This window comes from Sphingomonas sp. 28-62-20 (assembly GCF_002281505.1).
Window position 1 is genome coordinate 102,801 of sequence record NZ_NCGH01000001.1, and the last position, 17,600, is coordinate 120,400.

Below are 17,600 nucleotides of genomic sequence, written 5' to 3' on the forward strand. Positions count from 1 at the left end.
GGGATAAGGACGCATGAGCAGTGACCACACCCCCTTCACCGCGACCGGCGCGCCACGATCGGGCTGGCGCGTCGCCGTGCTGCTCGCAGTGGTCGCCTTTGCCGCCGGCATCGCCGTGACCGCGCTGTTCATCCAGCAATATCGGCATTGGTTGCCGCCATCGGCGCAGGCGATGTTCGATCCACCCGCGCCATCGGCTTCTGCGCCGCCTTCGGCAGCGTTCGAGCCCCCGCCCGAAGCGGGTACGGCCGGGGCCGCGCTCGACAGCGATACGCTCAGCGCGCGCCAGGTCGCGCTCGCAGCCGAGCTGGGCGCGCTCGAAGCACGGACCGCAGCGATCAACCAGCAGGCGCGCAGCGCGGCGGGCGACGCCGGCCGCGCCGAAAATCTGCTGATAGCCTTTGCCGCGCGACGCGCGATCGATCGCGGGCTCGGGCTCGGCTATCTCGACGGGCAGCTTCGGCGCCGATTCGGGGCGACCCAGCCCGACGCCGTCAGGGCGATCTTGCGCGCGGCGCGCCAACCCGTGACGATCGAGGATCTGCGGCTCGGCATCGATACGATCGCGCCCGATCTCACCACCGGCGCGACCCAGGACGGCTGGTGGGCGAGCCTGCAGCGCGAGGTGGCCGGGCTGATCGTCGTGCACCGCGAGGGGACGCCTTCGCCGCGCCCCGCCGAGCGCATGACGCGGATCAGGCGCTTGCTCGACGCGCGTCAGGTCGAAGCCGCGCTCGCCGAGGTCGCACGCCTGCCCGGCGCGCCCCAGGCCGAGCGCTGGATGGCGGCCGCGAGCCGCTATGTCGAGGCGCACCACGCGCTCGATGCGATCGAGACCGCCTCGATCATGGGCAATGGCGCTGGCGGCTGACCCGCGATCAGCCGTCCAGCCGCGCGATCAGCGCCATCGCCCCCGCGGGCGCACGCACCTTGGCGCCATTGATGAAGAAGACGAACGTCTCACGCGGCGTCACCGGCGCGGGGTCCGGCGCGGCATAGGGCAGCCCGTCGGGCGTGCGTCCCGCCGACCAATCGCGCGCGACGATTGCCCAGCGATCGAGCGCGGTGTCGTCATAGCCGGTGGCGATTGCTTCCTCGGCATTTTCGAGCCGCGCATAGACGAAATCGCCCGAGACATCGGCGATTGCCGGATATCGCGCCGAATCGGCAAAGACGATCGCCACCCCGGCCGCACGGGCCATTGCCACGAATTCGGGCACCGCGAAACTTTCGTGGCGGACATGCACCGCGTGACGCAGCCGCACGCCATCCTTGGTCGCCGGCAACAGCTTCAGGAACGTGCCAAAATCATCGGGCTCGAAGCGCTTGGTCGCCATGAACTGCCACAGGATCGGCCCGAGCTTGTCGCCCAGCGCGACGATCCCCTGCCCGACGAACCGCTCGATCGACTCGCCGGCCTCGGCGAGCCGCTTGCGATTGGTACAGAAGCGCGAGGCCTTGAGGCTGAAGACGAAACCTTCGGGCGCCGCTGCCGCCCACGCAGCAAAGCTCGCCGGCTTGAAGCTGCTGTAATAGGTACCGTTGATCTCGATGCCGGTCAGCTTCGACGCGGCATATTCCAGCTCGCGCTTCTGCGGCCATTTGTCGGGATAGAAGGTCCCGCGCCACGGTTCATAGGTCCAGCCGCCGATGCCGACGCGAATCAGGTAGTTTGTCATGCCGGCAAGGCTAGCAAGCCAAAAGCGATCGGGCTTCCCGTTTCTGGCGATGACGGCAGGAGGGGTGGGCAGCGGGCGGCGCTGCGAGGCCGCGACGTCGATCCTCGGCGGGGCGAGGCCGGCAGGGCCGCCGTCACGTCGCCGCCGTCACTTTGCGCTTTAGCTTCGCTAAATCTTGGACGGCGGCTGGAGCGGGCGAAGGGATTCGAACCCTCGACCCCGACCTTGGCAAGGTCGTGCTCTACCCCTGAGCTACGCCCGCTCTGGCGCCGAGGCCCACAAACGCTGCGGGCCGGGTGAGGGCGGGCTGCTAGCATCGGTCCTTGAGGAACGCAAGCCCTGCCGGCGGCAATCGCTGCCAATGTCGAAAAGGGTTGGCTTCGTCGGCCCAGCGCCCACATAAGGCGGGCAACATCAGGGCCCCGCAAGGCACAGGAGCAGAATTTGGCTAGTTTGGGCATGAGCGCCGCCGAGCGCGAAGCGATCGAGGCCTTCCGGCGCGACGTCGTCGAGCCGTCGATGACAAGTCTCGTCATCATCGATTTCTGGGCCGAATGGTGCGGCCCCTGCAAGGCGCTGACTCCGGTGCTCGAAAAGGTCGCGGCGGCCTATGCCGACAAGGGCGTGGTGCTCGCCAAGATCGATACCGACAAGAACCAGTTCATCGCGTCGCAATTCCAGATCCGCTCGATCCCGACGGTCTATGCGATGTTCCAGGGCCAGCTCGTCGCCGATCTCACCAGCGCGCGCACCGAATCGCAGCTGAAGACGATGCTCGATCAGATCCTGCGCCAGCTCCCCGTCGCGCCCGAGGGCGCCGACGCCGAAGCCGACGCCGATATCGAGCCGTTGATCGCGATGGCCGAGCAGGTGCTGGGCGATGGCGACGGCGCTCGCGCGCTGACGATCTTCGATCAGCTCGTCGAGATGGCGCCGGACAATCCGGCGGTGCTCTCCGGCCGGATACGCGCGCTGATCGCGGCGGGCCAGCCCGATGAGGCCGATGCCGCGATCGCCGCCTTGCCCGAAGACGTCACCAAGCTGCCCGAAATCGCCCGCGCCCGGGCGGCATTGGCGCTCGCGCGCGAGGCCAAGCCGGTCGACGATCTCGCCGGGCTCGCCGCCACCGTCGCCGCGCACCCCGAAAACATGGCCGCGCGCTACGAACTCGCCGGCGGCCAGATGGCAGCGGGCGACCGCGATGCGGCTGCCGATACATTGCTCGCGATGATCGCCGACGATCGCGGCTGGGACGAGGGCGCCGCCAGGACGCGGCTGCTCAAATTGTTCGAAGTCGTCGGGCTGGAAGATCCCTGGGTGTCGGCGCAGCGCCGGCGCCTGTCGGCGATCCTGTTCGGATGATGGCGACCCGCACCACCCGGCTGTCGGTGTTCCCGCTCCCCGGCGCGCTGCTGTTTCCGCGGATGCATTTGCCGCTGCATATCTTCGAGGAGCGCTACAAGGCATTGATGAGCGACGCGATGGCGCGCGACCGGCGGATCGGCATGGTCCAGCCGCGTGCCGACGGATCGCCGCCGCCGCTCTTTTCGATCGGCTGCGTCGGCAAGATCGCGCAGTTCGAAATGCTCGACGATGGCCGCTACAATCTGGTGCTCGAAGGCCTGTCGCTGTTCCGGATCGTTCGCGAACTCGAAGTGGCGACGCCGTTCCGCCAGGTCGAGGCCGAATTGCTTCCCGCCGCGACCGAGCAGGAGGTGCTGTCGCTCAGCGGGCGCGCCGCGCTCGAAATGGAATCGCGGCGCTTCGCCGACATGCAGGGCTATGCGGTCGATTGGGAAGCGGTCGCGCGGCTCGACGACGAATCGCTCGTCAACGGTGTCGCGCAGATCGCACCGTTCGACGTCGCGGCGAAACAGGCGCTGCTCGAATCGGCAACGCTCGAGGACCGTGCCGAGTTGATCGTCCAGCTGATGCAGTTTTTCGGCCGGCACGACGGCGAGGATTCGGTCACGCTGCAATGAGCGCCGCGGCACCCGAATCGGGCATCGAGTTGGGGCTCGACCCGTGGCTGCTGTCGATCCTCGTCTGCCCGCTGACCCGCACGCCACTGCGTTATGATGCAGGGGCTCAGGCGCTGATATCCGACGCTGCCGGGCTCGCCTATCCGATTCGCGACGGCGTGCCGGTGATGCTGATCGAGGAAGCGCGCCCGATCGACGGCAGCCGGCCCTAAACCATTTCGCCCTGCAGCAGCTTCGGCAGGTCGCCGCTTTCGCCGCGCGCTTCGGCCATGAAGCGCGCCTTGAGCGGCGGGATCGCCTGCACCGCCGACAGCCCGAAGCGACGCACCGCGCTCGCGCTCTTGCCGGGGATGCCGAACAGCCGGTTAAGCCCGTCGGTCGCGACCGCGACCATCAGCGTATCGAGCCCGCGCCAGCGCTCGTAGCGGGCGAGCAATTGCGGATCGCCGAGATCCATCCCCAGCCTTTTGCCCTCGACGAGAATCTCGGCGAGCGTCGCGACGTCGCGGAACCCCAGGTTGAGCCCCTGGCCGGCGATCGGATGGATGCCGTGCGCCGCATCGCCCACCAAAGCGAGCCGTTCGGCGGTGATCGTCGCGGCGTGATGAAAGCCGAGCGGATAGGTCGATCGCGGCGCGAGATTGCTCAGCGTTCCGAGAAACCCGCCCATCCTTTTCTCGGCCTCGCCGAGGAAGCCCCGGTCGGACAATTTGAGCATGCCCGGCGCCTCGCGTTCGCTCACCGTCCACACCAGCGCCGACCGGTTACGTCCCTCGATCGGCAGCAACGGCAGGATCGCGAACGGCCCGGCCGGATAGAAGATTTCGAACGCGCAATTCTCGTGCGGGCGTTCGTGCTCGAACGCGGTGATGATCGCGTTGTGGTGATAGGACCAGCGGGCGATCCTCAGCCCAGCGGCCGTGCGCATCGGCGAATTGCGCCCCTCGGCCGCGATCAGCAGCGGCGCGGCGATCGTCGCGCCATCGTCGAGCATCGCACGGACGCCGGTCGAATCGCGTTCGATCGAGCCCGCGCGGCGCTGCATCCTGAGGTCGATCCCGTCGGCCGCGCTCGCGGCACGGTGCAGCGTCTGGCGCAGCAGCCGGTTCTCGTACATCGTGCCGAGCGCGCCATCCTCGGCACCGGGTGCGAAATCGAGCGCACCGGGAGCGAGCCCGTCGCTCACCCGAATCGATTCGATCGGGCAGCCCTTGCCGGCCAGCGCGCCGCCGACCCCGATCGCGTCGAGCATACGGTGGCTCGCGCTTGCCACTGCAGATGCCCGGCCATCGAAGCCGGGGGCGAGCATCACCGCCGGATCGGCGGGATCGACGACGATCGACGTGAGGCCGTGCGCGTCGAGCGCGAGCGCAAGGCTGCAGCCGACGAGGCCGCCGCCCAGGATGATGACGTCGGCGCGTTGTTGTAAGGACTGTTCCATGCGCGCTTCCTAGCGCCGTCGAGCGCCGCTGCCAACGCTCCCGGCTTGACGCCGGACTCGCGAGGCGCGATGGTGCAACCGGAACATCCAGCGTACATTGCAAGGGACTTGGACATGGCGAGCCAGGCACAATCGCCCCTTTGGCGCGAGACCGTTCGGCACGGCGCGCGGCGCAGCGGCGCGCTAATCGGCGCCGCCGCTCTGGTCGCGGTCACCGTGGCGGTCGCGCTGGCGATCGCCAGCTATTATCCGGGTGATCCGTCGCTCAGCACGGCGGCGGGCGGCCCGGCGCGCAACCTGCTCGGCCCCGCGGGGGCAGCGATCGCCGACGGCCTGCTCGCGCTGCTCGGCTGGCCGGTCGTGCTGCTGCTCCCGTTCGGGCCGTTTCTCGCGCGTCGGCTGTGGCGCGACGTGCCGCTCGGAGATTGGCGGCGGATGCTGCTCAAGGCGATCATCGCCGCGAGCCTGATCGGCACCGCGCTCGCGTTCGTACTGGCGGGGGCGGTCAACAGCCTGCCTGCCGGCTACGGCGGGGTCGTCGGCCTGACGGTTGCCGATCTGCTGCGCTGGGGGATCCGCCAGATCGGCGATCCGGTCGCGATCCTGTGGACCCAGCGCGTCGTCGGTGCGCTGGCGGGGATCGGCGGTGTCGTGCTGTACGGGCTGAGTTACGAAATCGATCTTGGCGAGCGCCAGTGGCAGCTGCGGCGGCCGTCTCGGTCCTCCGACTCGACCGAGATCGACGATATCGTCGAGCGCGCCGAGCCGCCCGCGCGCAAGCCCGCGCCGCGCGCGATTGCCGCCCCCGATGCGCGCCCCGGCCCGGTGATCGCCGATCGCGCCGTGGCGCCGTCAACCGCCAAGCCCAAAGCCAAGCAGACCTCGCTCGATCTGCGCGACAGCTATCGGTTGCCGCCGCTCGACCTGCTCAAGCCGGCGCCCAAGAGCGGCAATCCCGTAATCGACAAGGCCGCGCTGGAGCGCAACGCCCGGCTGCTCGAATCGGTGCTCGACGATTTTCACGTCAAGGGGGTGATCACCGAGGTGCGGCCCGGCCCGGTGGTGACGATGTACGAACTCGAGCCGGCGAGTGGGATCAAGGCAAGCCGGGTGATCCAGCTCGCCGACGATATCGCCCGCAACATGTCCGCCATTTCGGCGCGGGTCGCGACGATTCCTGGGCGCAGCGTGATCGGCATCGAATTGCCCAACGCCAAGCGCGAGACGGTCAACCTGCACGAACTCGTCGGCAGCCAGAGCTTCGAGGATCAATCGTGCCAGCTGCCGATCATCCTCGGCAAGAACATCGCCGGCGATCCGGTGATCGCCGATCTCGCGCCGATGCCGCATCTGCTCGTCGCGGGCACCACCGGCTCGGGCAAATCGGTCGGGCTCAACTGCATGATCCTGTCTTTGCTCTATCGGCTCACCCCCGATCAGTGCCGGATGATCATGATCGATCCCAAGATGCTCGAACTGTCGATGTACGCCGATATTCCGCATTTGCTCGCCCCCGTCGTCACCGAACCGGGCAAAGCCGTGCGCGCGCTCAAATGGGCGGTCGAGCAGATGGAGGACCGCTACCGGATGCTCGCCTCGGTCAACGTCCGCAGCCTCGCCTCGTTCAACGACAAGGTCCGCGCCGCCAAGGCCAAGGGTCAGCCGCTCGGGCGCAAGGTCCAGACCGGCTATGATCCGGCCACCGGCCAGCCGATCTACGAAGAAGAGCAGCTCGATTTCCAGCCGCTGCCGCAGATCGTGATCATCGTCGACGAGCTCGCCGATCTGATGATGACGGCGGGCAAGGAAGTCGAATTCCTGATCCAGCGCCTCGCGCAAAAGGCGCGCGCGGCGGGCATCCATCTGATCATGGCGACCCAGCGCCCGTCGGTCGACGTCATTACCGGGGTGATCAAGGCCAATCTGCCGACGCGAATCAGCTTCCACGTCACCTCGAAGATCGATTCGCGCACCATCCTCGGCGAGCAGGGCGCCGAACAGCTGCTCGGGCGCGGTGACATGCTCTATATGCCCGGCGGCAAGCAGATCGCACGCGTGCATGGCCCCTTCGTCAGCGACGATGAGGTCCAGGCGGTCGCGAATCACTGGCGATCGCAGGGGTCGCCCGATTATATCCAGTCGGTCACCGAAGAGCCCGAAGACGGTTTCGCGCTCGACGGCGCGCCAGATGGCGAGGATTCGGCCGAGGACCAGCAATATCGCAACGCCCGCCAGCTCGTCGCCGAAAGCCAGAAGGCGTCGACCTCCTGGCTCCAGCGCCAGTTGCGGATCGGCTATAACAGCGCCGCGCGCCTTATCGAGCGGATGGAAAAGGACGGCCTCGTGTCGCGCCCCGATCATGTCGGCCGCCGCGAAGTGCTGATGGACCAGGAAGGGCGCCCGCTCTAGTCGCCGCCTCTGGCGACCGGACTGCCCCACGGTTCACGCCGTGTTCAATGCCCGTCGGCGAGAATGCTCAGCCCCCTGTTTTTTCTGGAGAATGCGCCGTGACGGCCCGGTCCCTGTTTCTGTTGCCCCTGCTGCTCGCGGCACCCGTCGCGCTGGCGGCACCCGCCAGCGGCGATCTCGCGCTCGTCCAGGCGCATCTGCGTGCGGTGGAAAGCATGACCGCGGACTTCAGCCAGACCGATCGCAACGGCAAGACACTGACCGGCGTCCTGACGCTCAAGAAGCCCGGCAAGATCCGCTTCCAATATCAAAAGGGGGTGCCGATCCTGATCGTCGGAGACGGCAAGTCTTTGTGGTTTCTGGATTACTCGGTCGGGCAGAAGCAACGCTGGCCGATCGGCAACTCGCCGCTCGGCGTGCTGCTCGATCCCGGCAAGGACGCGACCCGGTTCGCCAAGGTGGTCCCCAGCTTTGACCCCCGCATCCTCTCGGTCGAGGCAGCCGACTCCAAGCACCCGGAATATGGCCGAATCACCTTGGTTTTCGCGCGTAATGAAGGGGCGCCGGGCGGGCTGATGATGCAGGGCTGGGTCGCGCTCGATGCCCAGAACAACCGCACGACCGTGCGGTTGTCGAATCAGGTCTTCAACCGGCCGGTCGGCGAGCAAATGTTTCGATTCAACGAGCCGCGACCAAATTCGCATCGGAACTGATGTTCATTCATATTGGCGACAGGATTGGCTCGATAAAAGGATTAGGCGAATGCGGATCACGGGGATTTTCCCCCTGTTGCCCCGTCCAATCCGCATTCTGCCTGCGTGACGAACGCTAGGTCGGCCCTCGTTCCATGCCCCCGGGACGAGGGCCTTTCCATATCTGTCGGACTGGCGCGGGGCCTTCTGCGAGACTACATCGCCGCATGGCCGAAACGATCAAGATTGCCTCGTGGAACATCAACTCGGTACGATTCCGCATCGGCATCGTTGAGCGCTTCCTGCGCGATCATGCGCCCGATGTGCTTTGCCTTCAGGAAACCAAGGTGATCGACGGCGATTTCCCCACAGCGAACTTTCGCGCGCTCGGTTATCGGCACATCATCCTCCACGGCCAGCGCATGCATCACGGCGTCGCGATCGTCAGCCGCCTGCCGCTGCGCGAAGACGACCGGCTCGATTGGCAGGCGAACCGCGAGGCGCGGCATGTCGGCGTTCGCCTCGACAATGGCCTGCGGCTCGAAAACGTCTATGTCCCTGCCGGCGGCGACGTGCCCGATCGCGAGGTGAACCCCAAATTCGGCCAGAAGCTCGATTTCGTCGAGCGGATGACGCGCTGGTCCGAGGCGCTCGACGGACCGACGCTGCTGGTCGGCGACTTCAACATCGCGCCACTCGAATCGGACGTGTGGAGCCACAAGCAGTTGGTCGACGTCGTCAGCCACACCCCGGTCGAGATCGAGGCACTCGATGCGATGCGGTCGGCGGGCGCCTGGGTCGATCTCGGGCGCCGCTTCGTCCCCGCCCCCGAGCGGCTCTATACCTGGTGGAGCTACCGCGCGAAGGACTGGGCGGCGTCGGATCGCGGGCGGCGGCTCGACCATATGTGGGCCACCGCCGACGTCGCAGCCGCGGCGACCGCGCATTATGTCTTCGAATCGTGCCGAAGCTGGGAGAAGCCCTCCGATCACGTGCCGATCATGACCGAATTCGCGCTGTGAGGCGCGCGGCATGAGCGCCGGCGATGCCGAACGCGCGATCGATTCGCTGCGCCGGGGCTGGCCGCTCGCCATCGCCACCGGCCACTGCACGCTCGCGCTGCTCGCGATCGAGACCGCCGATCCAGTCCGGCTCGCCGGCTTCGATCCGGAGGGCACCGCGCCGGTGCTGCTCTCGTCGGGCCGCGCGGTAACGCTCCGGCTCGCCAACCAGCGCGCAGCAGCATCGCCCGAATGTCCTGTCCTCATCGAGCGCGCGCGCTGGCTCGATTTCGCGACCGCGACCGCGCTCGCCGATCCGCAGTTCGATCTGGCGATGCCGATGAAGGGTCCGTTCCGCGCGATCGATCTCGCCGATCCCGAAGCCGCGCGCGGCGCGCTGCGGCTCGCGACGCTGGCCGGAATCCTCCCGGCCTTTTTCGTGATCGAGGGCGGCAGCGCCGATCTGGTGATCGCGCTTGCCGATATCGACGCGCATGAGGACGCCACCCGGCTCACCATCGCCGCACGCGCGCACCTGCCGGTCGCCGGGGCGGAAGATGCCGAGATCGTCGCTTTCCGCACCCCGGAAATGCCCGGCGAGCATATCGCCCTCTTGATCGGCGCGCCCAATGGCGCCCCCCCGCTCGTCCGCCTTCATAGCGAGTGCCTCACAGGCGATGTCCTCGGCAGCCTCAAATGCGATTGCGGGCCGCAGCTCGATGCCGCCATCGCCGCAATCGCCGCGAATGGCTGGGGGATCCTGCTCTATCTGCGTCAGGAGGGACGCGGGATCGGGCTGATCAACAAATTGCGCGCCTACGCGCTCCAGGATCAGGGGTTCGACACCGTCGATGCGAACACCCGGCTCGGTTTCGCGGTCGATTCGCGCAATTTCGCGGTGGCGGCGCGGATGCTGGCGCTGCTTGGCGCGCGATCGGTGCGGTTGCTCACCAACAACCCGCAAAAGGTCACGCAACTCGAGGCGGCGGGGATCACGGTCGTCGAGCGCGTGCCGCACATCCTGCCCGCCAACCCGCACAACGAACGCTATCTTGCCACCAAACGCGACCGGACCGGCCACGAATTCTAGAGCGGACTCAAGCGAGCAGCCGCGCGACCTCGGCAAAATCATGCGCGATCGCATCGACGCCGATGGCCCGCAGCACCGCATCGTGTCCATCGGCGCAGTGGCTGCCCGCGCACAGCCCGATGACATAGGCGCCCGAGGCGACCGCCCCGGTCGCGCCCACCGCCGAATCCTCGATGATTGCGCAGCGCTCGATCGGCACGCCGATCGCCGCGGCGGCGTGGAGATAGAGATCGGGTGCGGGCTTGCCCCGGACGACATGTTCCTTGCCGCTATAGACATGCGCACCGAACGCGGCGCTCAACCCGATATGCCCGAGGTGGCGATTGATCCAGCGCGTCGAGCTCGACGAGGCGATCGCGCGCGGCAGCGCCGGCGGCAAATGGCGGACGAACTCGACCGCGCCCATCACCGGATCGATTCCCTCTGCCATGATGCGTGCATCTTCTGCGGCGCGAGCGACCGAAAAATCGGAGGGCAGCGGGCGTCCGATCCAGCGTTCGACCGCGGCGACGAAGTCGGCGCCCGACAGCCCCATGAACCGCGCCATCGATTGTTCGAGTGTGGTGGGGTAGCCAAGTCGGGTGAGCAACTCGGCGAGGTGCCGGTTGCCGGCGAACTCGCTCTCGATCAGCACCCCGTCGAAATCGAAGATCAGCCCGGCAACCTTCACGCGCGTGGCCCGAACAGCGCGCTGCCGACGCGGACGTGCGTCGCGCCGATCGCCACCGCGGTCTCGAAATCGCCCGACATCCCCATGCTCAGCCCGTCGAGCCCGTGATCGCGCGCGAGCTTGGCCAGCAGCGCGAAATAGGGGGCGGGCTCGAGATCGGCGGGGGGCAGGCACATTAGCCCGGCGAGCGGCAGCTCGGCCGCCCGCGCCGCCACGACCAGCGCGGCGAGCCCGGCAGTCGGCACGCCGCCCTTTTGCGGCTCGTCACCGATATTGACCTGGAGGAAGCACGCCGGGCGCTTGCCGATCTTCGCCATCGCCCGCGCGAGCGCGGCGATCAGCGAAGGCCGATCGACCGAATGGATCGCGTCGAAAAGCGCCACAGCGTCCTCGGCCTTGTTCGACTGAAGCTGGCCGATCAGGTGGAGCGCCAGCCCGGACGTCTTCTCCAGCAGCGCGGGCCATTTCGCTTGCGCCTCCTGGACGCGGTTCTCGCCGAACACGCGCTGGCCGGCATCGATCAGCGGCGTGATCGCCTCGACGGGCTGGGTTTTGGAGACCGCGATCAGCGTTGCCGATCCCGCGGGCCTCGCCGCGAGCGCGGCCGCGCGGTCGAACCGGCTCTCAATATCGGCAAGCCGCCGGGAAGCATCGCTGGTCGTCATCGCGGCTGCTATAGGCAGGGCGATGCGCGCCCGCCACCCCCTGCCCCGGCTATGGCTGATGACCGACGAACGGATGGGCGAGTCGCTCAGGGACGCGATCGAGCGGCTGCCGCGCGGTAGCGGCATCGTCTTTCGCCACTATGGGTTGCCAGCGGCGACCCGGCGCGCGCTGTTCCAACAGGTGATGCAGACCGCCAGGCGGCGTCGGCTGATCGTCGTGCGTGGCGGGGCCGATCGGCTCGGTCGTGGCGACTCGGGGCAGCATGGCCGCATCGCCCGGCGCGATCGCGGACTGAAGACCTGGCCCGCCCACAATGCCCGCGAGCTGATCGCGGGACAGCGCGCCGGCGCCGACCTGATCTTTGTGGCGCCGGTGTTCGCGACCCGGTCGCATCCGGGCGCCCGTCCGCTCGGGACGCTTCGCGCGCTGGCCCTGGCGCGGCAGGCCCGCGTCCCGGCGATCGCGCTCGGCGGGATGAACGCCAGGCGCGGACGGATGCTGATCGGTCTCGGATTTTACGGCTGGGCAGCGATCGACGCCTGGGCTGCGCCCAAAGGTTAGAAGCGGAGCGCCGTGCCGATATAGACGGCCTGGCTGTCGCGCCGGTTGTCGGCAAGCCGCTCGAGCCGGTTATTCTCGGTCTTGTAGCGAAGCCCCGCCGTCAGATCGACATTGCGGGTGAGCCGATACGAACCACCGACATCGACCGCATAGCTTGGATCTTCGCTGACCAGCTTGGGCCCGATCGGCAACGGACGATCGGCGGTCGCGGTGACGCGCCCCGTCACGCGCTTGCCGGCATAGCTCAGGCCCAGATCAAAGGCTTCGCGGCTGCCCGGCGCGTTGGCCAGCTCGACTCGCGTCACGTCTCCGGAAAGCGCGAATCGCTTCCAGCCGACCGAGACGCCAAGATTATAGGCGATCGGCGCCAAGCCGACCGACGCGCCCTGAATTTCCGGCTCGGCGCCATGCTGCGGGCCGATCACCAGCGATGACCGCGCGCGCACCGCGACGGTGACGGCACGGCTGACCGTGCGGCGCGATTCGGATGGGGTAAAGCGATAATCGCCGCCTTCGAGCCCGCTGCGTGCGATCAACGCGGCGAGCCGCGGATCGGCAGACGCCGGGGTAAAACTGGTGATGCTGCGGGTCGCGCTCAGCGACTCGACCGGAACCAGCCGGGCGTTGACGTCCGATGCCCCGATCGCCGGCGCGACGAAACCGGTGACGACAAGCGCCCCCACTATGGTTCCCGCGATCAGCCGACGACGCACGATGCAAAAGCCTCTCTTTATCTTCGTTTCGCCTAACACAATTCGATCGTGCCATACCACTGCCTTGATTCACTTTATTAGGGACTGTGGCATTCCGCCCACAATCGAAGCGCCCGGCTTCGATCGCGCCGCCCGGCGCCGCGCTTGCGGCGGGCGGCAGACCATCTATAGATGCCAGCCGATCGATTTTTTTCGTCCAGGATGTTGCCCATGACTCGCCTGTTGCGCACCGCGCTGATGGTTTCGCTCGTTTTTCCGGTAGCAGCCTGTGGCGGCGGCCGTGATCGCCCACGCGGCGATCTGGCGGCGTCCCGAGTCACCACGATCGGCGTCAACAGCTATTTGTGGCGCGCGACGCTCGACACGCTGAGCTTCATGCCCCTGCTCCAGACCGATTCGGCGGGCGGCGTGATCGTCACCGACTGGTATGCCAATCCCGCGGCCCCGGCCGAGCGGATGAAGGTCACCGTGTCGATTCTCGATCAGGATTTGCGCGCCGATGCGGTCCGTGTCGCCGTGCTGCGGCAGATCAATCGCAACGGCCAATGGATCGATGCCCCGGCCCGCGCCGCGACCGCGCAAAAGCTTGAAGACATCATCCTCACGCACGCCCGCGATTTGCGGCGTGCCGCGCTCGCCAGCTAGGCGCGGCCTATGGCGTCGCGCTTCAACGCGCTGAAGGCGGACGCGGCGTGGCAGGCGGTTTGGGAAGAACGCGGCACCTTCGCGGCTTCCGATACCAGTGATCGACCGCGAACCTTCATCCTCGAGATGTTCCCCTATCCCTCGGGGCGCATCCACATGGGGCATGTCCGCAACTATACGATGGGCGATGTGCTCGCGCGCTATCGCCGGATGACGGGCATGAACGTGCTCCATCCGATGGGGTGGGACGCGTTCGGCATGCCCGCCGAAAATGCCGCGATCGAAAAGGGCGTCCATCCCGGTGCCTGGACCCGCGCCAACATCGCGACGATGCGCGCGCAGCTCAAACGGCTCGGCTTCGCGCTCGACTGGAGCCGCGAACTGGCCACCTGCGAGCCCGATTATTACGGCCCCGAACAGGCGCTGTTCCTCGATCTTTACGAAGCCGGCCTCGTCTATCGCCGCGAATCGGCGGTCAACTGGGATCCGGTCGACATGACCGTGCTCGCCAATGAACAGGTGATCGACGGGCGCGGCTGGCGTTCGGGCGCGCTGGTCGAGCGGCGCAAGCTCAATCAGTGGTTCCTCAAGATCACCGATTTCGCCGACGACCTGCTCGACGGGCTCGGTGCGCTCGAAAACTGGCCCGATAAGGTCAAGCTGATGCAGGAAAACTGGATCGGCAAGAGCCAGGGGCTGCAGTTCCGCTTTGCGCTGTCCGACGGTGCCGATGTCGCCGTGTTCACCACCCGGCCCGACACGATCTTCGGCGCCAGTTTCGTCGCGGTCGCCGCCGATCACCCGATCGCGGCGGCGCTGGCCGAAACCAGCGCCGATGCCACCGCCTTCATCGCCCAGTGCCGCCAGGGCGGCACCACCGCTGCCGAGCTCGAAACCCAAGAAAAACTTGGCTTCGCCACCGGGCTGACGGCAACGCATCCCTTTGATCCGACCTGGCAATTGCCCGTCTATATCGCCAATTTCGTGCTGATGGACTATGGCACCGGCGCGGTGTTCGGGGTACCTGCGCATGATCAGCGCGATCTCGATTTCGCCCGCAAATATCGCCTGCCCGTGCGCCGCGTCGTCTCCGAAGGCGATCATGAGGATCCGGTGTTTCTCGGCGACACCGCCTATACCGGCCCGGGTACGCTGGTGAATTCGCATTTTCTCGACGGGATGGATGTCGAGGACGCCAAGCGCACCGTGATCCGCCGCGCCGAAGAAGATGGCTGGGGCGCCGGGCAGACCGTATACCGCCTGCGCGACTGGGGGGTCAGCCGCCAGCGCTACTGGGGCACGCCAATCCCGATCATCCACTGCGTCGCGTGCGGCGCGGTGCCGGTGCCGCACGATCAGCTCCCGGTCGTGTTGCCCGAGGACGTCAGCTTCGACGTCCCCGGCAACCCGCTCGAACGGCATCCAACGTGGTCGCACGTCGCCTGCCCGACGTGCGGCGGCAACGCCCGGCGCGAGACCGATACGCTCGACACCTTCGTCAATTCGTCGTGGTATTTCATTCGGTTCGCCAGCCAGCCGGGTGACAAGCCCTTCGACCGCATCGAGGCCGAAAAATGGCTGCCGGTGACGCAATATATCGGCGGGGTCGAGCATGCGATTCTCCACCTGCTCTATGCGCGCTTCTGGACCCGCGCGCTCCAGCGCACCGGCAAGCTCGACATTGCCGAGCCGTTCGAAGGCCTGTTCACCCAGGGCATGGTGACGCACGAGACGTACAAGTCGGCCGATGGCAAATGGCTGTCGCCCGACGAGGTCGTCGCCGACAATGGCGTGATGGTCACGCGGCTCGATCAATCGCCGGTGACGATCGGCCGTGTCGAGAAAATGTCGAAATCGAAGAAGAATACGGTCGATCCCGAGCCGATCGTCGATCAGTACGGCGCCGACGCGGTGCGCTGGTTCATGCTGTCGGACAGTCCGCCCGACCGCGACCTCCCGTGGAGCGAATCGGGCATCGAGGGCGCATGGCGCTTCGTCCAGCGACTGTGGCGGCTGTTCGACGCGCCGGTGACCGCCGCCTCGGACGCCGAGCGCGATGATGCGCTCGATCGCAAGCTTCACCAGACGATCGCCGGCGTGGCGGGCGATATCGAGGCGCTTGCCTTCAACAAGGCGGTCGCGCGGCTCTATGAACTGACCAGCGCGATCGAACGCGCCGCACCCTCGCCGTCGCGTACCGACGCGCTCGATACCCTGCTGCGGCTGGTATCGCCGATGGTCCCGCATCTCGCCGAAGAGGCCTGGGCGGTGCGCGGCGGCAGCGGCCTGATCGCCGATGCGGCCTGGCCTGCGGTCGACCCCGCCCTGCTCGTCGAGAATGACGTGACGATCGCGATCCAGGTCAATGGCAAGCTGCGCGACACGTTGACGCTGCCGCGCGGCACCGATCGTGCTATCGTCGAGGCGGCGGCGCTGGCATCGGACAAGATCGTCCGTCTGCTCGACGGCAAGCCGCCGCGGAAGGTGATCATCGTGCCCGATCGTCTGGTCAATCTCGTCGCATGACCCGCAGGATGAATCGCCCCCCGCTCGCGCTCGCGCTCGGTCTGCTGCTGGCGGGCTGCGGGCTGCATCCGCTCTATGGCGGCGGCGGCGGCGGCCGAGTGGCATCGATGCTCGGGCATATCGAGGTCGCGCCGATCGAGGGCAAGGCCGGCTGGCTGGTGAGCAATGCCGTCCGGGATCAGCTCGGCGCCGATCGCGGCACCTCGCCCACCTATCGACTCGAGGTCCGGCTCGACGACAAGGTGACCGGTCTCGGCGTACGCGGCGACGACACGATCACCCGCGAACGCCGCACCTTGCGCGCGCGTTATCAATTGATCGATCTCGCCAATGGCGCAGTGCTGCTCGATGCGACGGCGGGTTCGGACGCGGGCATCGATGTCGTTGGTTCGGAATATGCGACGATTGCGGCCGAGAATACCGCGCTCGAACGGCTTTCCGGAACGATCGCCAGCCAGATCGTCTCGCGAATCGCGCTTTACGCCGAACGGACGAGCCCCGCCGAACCGTGAAGGCCAATGTCAATCAGCTCCGCACGGCAATTGATTCGGGCAGCAGCGGCGTCCGCCTCTATCTCCTCCACGGGCCCGACGAATCGGGCGCGCGCGAATGGGCGGCGCGGCTCGCGCGGACGATGGGGCCCGATGCCGAGCGGGTCGATCTCGATGGCGCCGCGCTCAAGGCCGATCCGGGCCGGCTCGTCACCGAAGCCGCCTCGCTGTCGCTCTTCGGCGGCGCACGCCACATTCGAGTCACCGGCGCGGGTGAGGAGAGCCTCGAGGCCGTCGAGCTGCTGATTGCGGCGGAACGCGCGGGCAATCCGGTCGCGATGATCGCGCCGGGAATCAAGGGCACGGGCAAGCTCGTCAAATACGCGATTGCGACGCCGTCGATCCTCAGCCTGCAATGTTACCCGCTCACCGGCGCCGACAGCACCCAGCTCGCGACGATGATCGCCGCCGAACACGGCTTGCGCGCGACACCGACCGCCGCCGCGCGACTCGTCGCCGCGACCAACGGGGACCGTGCCGTCCTGACGCGCGAGGTCGAGAAGCTGGCGCTGTTTCTCGATGCCGCGCCCGATCGACCGGGCCCGCTCGACGACGCTGCGATCGACGCGATCGGCGCCGACCTTGCCGATGCCGAGATGGCGAGCGCCATCCAGGCAGCGATCGACGGCGACGCCGCCTTGCTCGGCAACGAACTCACGCGCCTGAGCGAGGCCGGCGTCTCCCCGATTCCGCTGCTGCGCGGACTGGTCCGCCGGCTGATGGCGCTCGCCGAGATGAGCGGCGAGGTGGCCGCCGGCGCGCCGATCACCACCGTGGTGGACCGGCACAACGTGTTTTTTCGAGAAAAGACGGGCACCGCGCGAGCGCTGCGGCACTGGACCCCGCGCCGCCTGAATGCCGCGATCGATCATCTCCGACGTGCCGAGCGCGCGATCATGGCGTCAGCAACCGCCGGGCAGGTCCTCGCCGATGCCGCCTTCGTCGCCGTCGCGCGCGCCGTTCAGCGCCGATAG

Annotated in this window: 18 protein-coding genes and 1 tRNA gene; 13 read left to right on the plus strand and 6 right to left on the minus strand. The window is 67.5% G+C overall.

Annotation, left to right across the window (positions count from 1 at the left end):
* The first annotated feature begins 13 nt into the window (after window positions 1-13).
* Window positions 14-871 (plus strand): hypothetical protein, encoded by an 858-nt coding sequence (locus B7Y43_RS00445; RefSeq protein WP_374129641.1) that lies wholly within the window; start codon window positions 14-16, stop codon window positions 869-871.
* Window positions 872-878: 7 nt separating this feature from the next.
* On the opposite strand, the gene B7Y43_RS00450 is transcribed toward B7Y43_RS00445, so the two are convergent.
* Together B7Y43_RS00450 and B7Y43_RS00455 are read right to left on the minus strand one after the other, a co-directional pair.
* Window positions 879-1,679, minus strand: a complete 801-nt coding sequence (locus B7Y43_RS00450) for a DUF72 domain-containing protein (protein ID WP_374129642.1) — start codon at window positions 1,677-1,679, stop codon at window positions 879-881.
* Between the two features lie 187 nt (window positions 1,680-1,866).
* A tRNA-Gly gene (locus B7Y43_RS00455) sits at window positions 1,867-1,941 on the minus strand.
* Between the two features lie 197 nt (window positions 1,942-2,138).
* On the opposite strand from B7Y43_RS00455, the gene B7Y43_RS00460 reads away from it, so the two are divergent.
* From B7Y43_RS00460 to B7Y43_RS00470, 3 genes are read left to right on the plus strand one after another with little or no spacing between them, the layout of a single operon-like run.
* Window positions 2,139-3,041 (plus strand): tetratricopeptide repeat protein, encoded by a 903-nt coding sequence (locus tag B7Y43_RS00460; RefSeq protein WP_374129791.1) that lies wholly within the window; start codon window positions 2,139-2,141, stop codon window positions 3,039-3,041.
* Entirely contained in the window at window positions 3,038-3,661 is a 624-nt protein-coding gene (locus B7Y43_RS00465; protein WP_374129643.1) for an LON peptidase substrate-binding domain-containing protein, read from the plus strand. Before B7Y43_RS00460 ends, B7Y43_RS00465 begins: the two co-directional genes overlap by 4 nt.
* Window positions 3,658-3,873, plus strand: coding sequence for a Trm112 family protein (locus B7Y43_RS00470; RefSeq protein ID WP_374129644.1), 216 nt, complete (start codon window positions 3,658-3,660; stop codon window positions 3,871-3,873). The genes B7Y43_RS00465 and B7Y43_RS00470 overlap by 4 nt, the downstream gene beginning before the upstream one ends.
* Here the strand turns inward: B7Y43_RS00470 and B7Y43_RS00475 are convergent.
* On the minus strand, window positions 3,870-5,102 hold the full coding sequence (locus B7Y43_RS00475) for a UbiH/UbiF/VisC/COQ6 family ubiquinone biosynthesis hydroxylase (RefSeq protein ID WP_374129645.1): 1,233 nt from the start codon (window positions 5,100-5,102) through the stop codon (window positions 3,870-3,872). The genes B7Y43_RS00470 and B7Y43_RS00475 overlap by 4 nt on opposite strands.
* Window positions 5,103-5,216: 114 nt before the next feature.
* Here B7Y43_RS00475 and B7Y43_RS00480 point away from each other — a divergent pair, with 114 nt between their 5' ends.
* The 4 genes from B7Y43_RS00480 (at window position 5,217) to ribA (ending at window position 10,294) form a co-directional block, all read left to right on the plus strand.
* Entirely contained in the window at window positions 5,217-7,511 is a 2,295-nt protein-coding gene (locus tag B7Y43_RS00480; RefSeq protein WP_374129646.1) for a DNA translocase FtsK, read from the plus strand.
* A 98-nt stretch (window positions 7,512-7,609) separates the two neighbouring features.
* Window positions 7,610-8,224 (plus strand): outer membrane lipoprotein carrier protein LolA, encoded by a 615-nt coding sequence (locus tag B7Y43_RS00485; RefSeq protein WP_374129647.1) that lies wholly within the window; start codon window positions 7,610-7,612, stop codon window positions 8,222-8,224.
* A gap of 206 nt (window positions 8,225-8,430) precedes the next feature.
* Complete coding sequence (locus B7Y43_RS00490) at window positions 8,431-9,225, plus strand: exodeoxyribonuclease III (RefSeq protein ID WP_374129648.1); 795 nt, start codon at window positions 8,431-8,433, stop codon at window positions 9,223-9,225.
* 10 nt (window positions 9,226-9,235) lie between these two features.
* Window positions 9,236-10,294 (plus strand): GTP cyclohydrolase II, encoded by a 1,059-nt coding sequence (ribA, locus tag B7Y43_RS00495; RefSeq protein ID WP_374129649.1) that lies wholly within the window; start codon window positions 9,236-9,238, stop codon window positions 10,292-10,294.
* Window positions 10,295-10,301: 7 nt separating this feature from the next.
* Here the strand turns inward: ribA and B7Y43_RS00500 are convergent, their stop codons facing one another.
* Together B7Y43_RS00500 and B7Y43_RS00505 are read right to left on the minus strand one after the other, a co-directional pair.
* Window positions 10,302-10,964 (minus strand): HAD family phosphatase, encoded by a 663-nt coding sequence (locus tag B7Y43_RS00500; protein WP_374129650.1) that lies wholly within the window; start codon window positions 10,962-10,964, stop codon window positions 10,302-10,304.
* Window positions 10,961-11,629 carry a YggS family pyridoxal phosphate enzyme gene (locus B7Y43_RS00505; RefSeq protein ID WP_374129651.1) on the minus strand — a complete coding sequence of 223 codons (669 nt, stop codon included), beginning with the start codon at window positions 11,627-11,629 and terminating at the stop codon, window positions 10,961-10,963. Before B7Y43_RS00505 ends, B7Y43_RS00500 begins: the two co-directional genes overlap by 4 nt.
* Before the next feature lie 22 nt (window positions 11,630-11,651).
* On the opposite strand from B7Y43_RS00505, the gene B7Y43_RS00510 reads away from it, so the two are divergent.
* Complete coding sequence (locus B7Y43_RS00510) at window positions 11,652-12,191, plus strand: thiamine phosphate synthase (protein ID WP_374129652.1); 540 nt, start codon at window positions 11,652-11,654, stop codon at window positions 12,189-12,191.
* Here B7Y43_RS00510 and B7Y43_RS00515 read toward each other — a convergent pair.
* Window positions 12,188-12,904 (minus strand): hypothetical protein, encoded by a 717-nt coding sequence (locus tag B7Y43_RS00515; protein WP_374129653.1) that lies wholly within the window; start codon window positions 12,902-12,904, stop codon window positions 12,188-12,190. The genes B7Y43_RS00510 and B7Y43_RS00515 overlap by 4 nt on opposite strands.
* 210 nt (window positions 12,905-13,114) lie before the next feature.
* Here B7Y43_RS00515 and B7Y43_RS00520 point away from each other — a divergent pair, with 210 nt between their 5' ends.
* The 4 genes from B7Y43_RS00520 to holA are packed head-to-tail and all read left to right on the plus strand — an operon-like array spanning window position 13,115 to window position 17,600.
* Window positions 13,115-13,549, plus strand: coding sequence for a DUF3576 domain-containing protein (locus B7Y43_RS00520; RefSeq protein WP_374129654.1), 435 nt, complete (start codon window positions 13,115-13,117; stop codon window positions 13,547-13,549).
* Window positions 13,550-13,558: 9 nt separating this feature from the next.
* Complete coding sequence (gene leuS, locus B7Y43_RS00525) at window positions 13,559-16,075, plus strand: leucine--tRNA ligase (protein ID WP_374129655.1); 2,517 nt, start codon at window positions 13,559-13,561, stop codon at window positions 16,073-16,075.
* A gap of 8 nt (window positions 16,076-16,083) precedes the next feature.
* Window positions 16,084-16,587, plus strand: coding sequence for an LPS assembly lipoprotein LptE (lptE, locus tag B7Y43_RS00530; RefSeq protein ID WP_374129656.1), 504 nt, complete (start codon window positions 16,084-16,086; stop codon window positions 16,585-16,587).
* Entirely contained in the window at window positions 16,584-17,600 is a 1,017-nt protein-coding gene (gene holA, locus B7Y43_RS00535; protein ID WP_374129657.1) for a DNA polymerase III subunit delta, read from the plus strand. The genes lptE and holA overlap by 4 nt, the downstream gene beginning before the upstream one ends.

Bases quoted from the DNA above. Each gene is read 5' to 3' on its own strand.
- B7Y43_RS00475 (WP_374129645.1), bottom strand. From the start codon at position 5,102: ATGGAACAGTCCTTACAACAACGCGCCGACGTCATCATCCTGGGCGGC.
- B7Y43_RS00490 (WP_374129648.1), top strand. From the start codon at position 8,431: ATGGCCGAAACGATCAAGATTGCCTCGTGGAACATCAACTCGGTACGA.
- B7Y43_RS00520 (WP_374129654.1), top strand. From the start codon at position 13,115: ATGACTCGCCTGTTGCGCACCGCGCTGATGGTTTCGCTCGTTTTTCCG.
- B7Y43_RS00470 (WP_374129644.1), top strand. From the start codon at position 3,658: ATGAGCGCCGCGGCACCCGAATCGGGCATCGAGTTGGGGCTCGACCCG.
- B7Y43_RS00450 (WP_374129642.1), bottom strand. From the start codon at position 1,679: ATGACAAACTACCTGATTCGCGTCGGCATCGGCGGCTGGACCTATGAA.
- B7Y43_RS00445 (WP_374129641.1), top strand. From the start codon at position 14: ATGAGCAGTGACCACACCCCCTTCACCGCGACCGGCGCGCCACGATCG.
- leuS (WP_374129655.1), top strand. From the start codon at position 13,559: ATGGCGTCGCGCTTCAACGCGCTGAAGGCGGACGCGGCGTGGCAGGCG.
- B7Y43_RS00510 (WP_374129652.1), top strand. From the start codon at position 11,652: ATGCGCGCCCGCCACCCCCTGCCCCGGCTATGGCTGATGACCGACGAA.
- B7Y43_RS00480 (WP_374129646.1), top strand. From the start codon at position 5,217: ATGGCGAGCCAGGCACAATCGCCCCTTTGGCGCGAGACCGTTCGGCAC.
- B7Y43_RS00505 (WP_374129651.1), bottom strand. From the start codon at position 11,629: ATGACGACCAGCGATGCTTCCCGGCGGCTTGCCGATATTGAGAGCCGG.
- B7Y43_RS00460 (WP_374129791.1), top strand. From the start codon at position 2,139: ATGAGCGCCGCCGAGCGCGAAGCGATCGAGGCCTTCCGGCGCGACGTC.
- B7Y43_RS00465 (WP_374129643.1), top strand. From the start codon at position 3,038: ATGATGGCGACCCGCACCACCCGGCTGTCGGTGTTCCCGCTCCCCGGC.
- ribA (WP_374129649.1), top strand. From the start codon at position 9,236: ATGAGCGCCGGCGATGCCGAACGCGCGATCGATTCGCTGCGCCGGGGC.
- lptE (WP_374129656.1), top strand. From the start codon at position 16,084: ATGAATCGCCCCCCGCTCGCGCTCGCGCTCGGTCTGCTGCTGGCGGGC.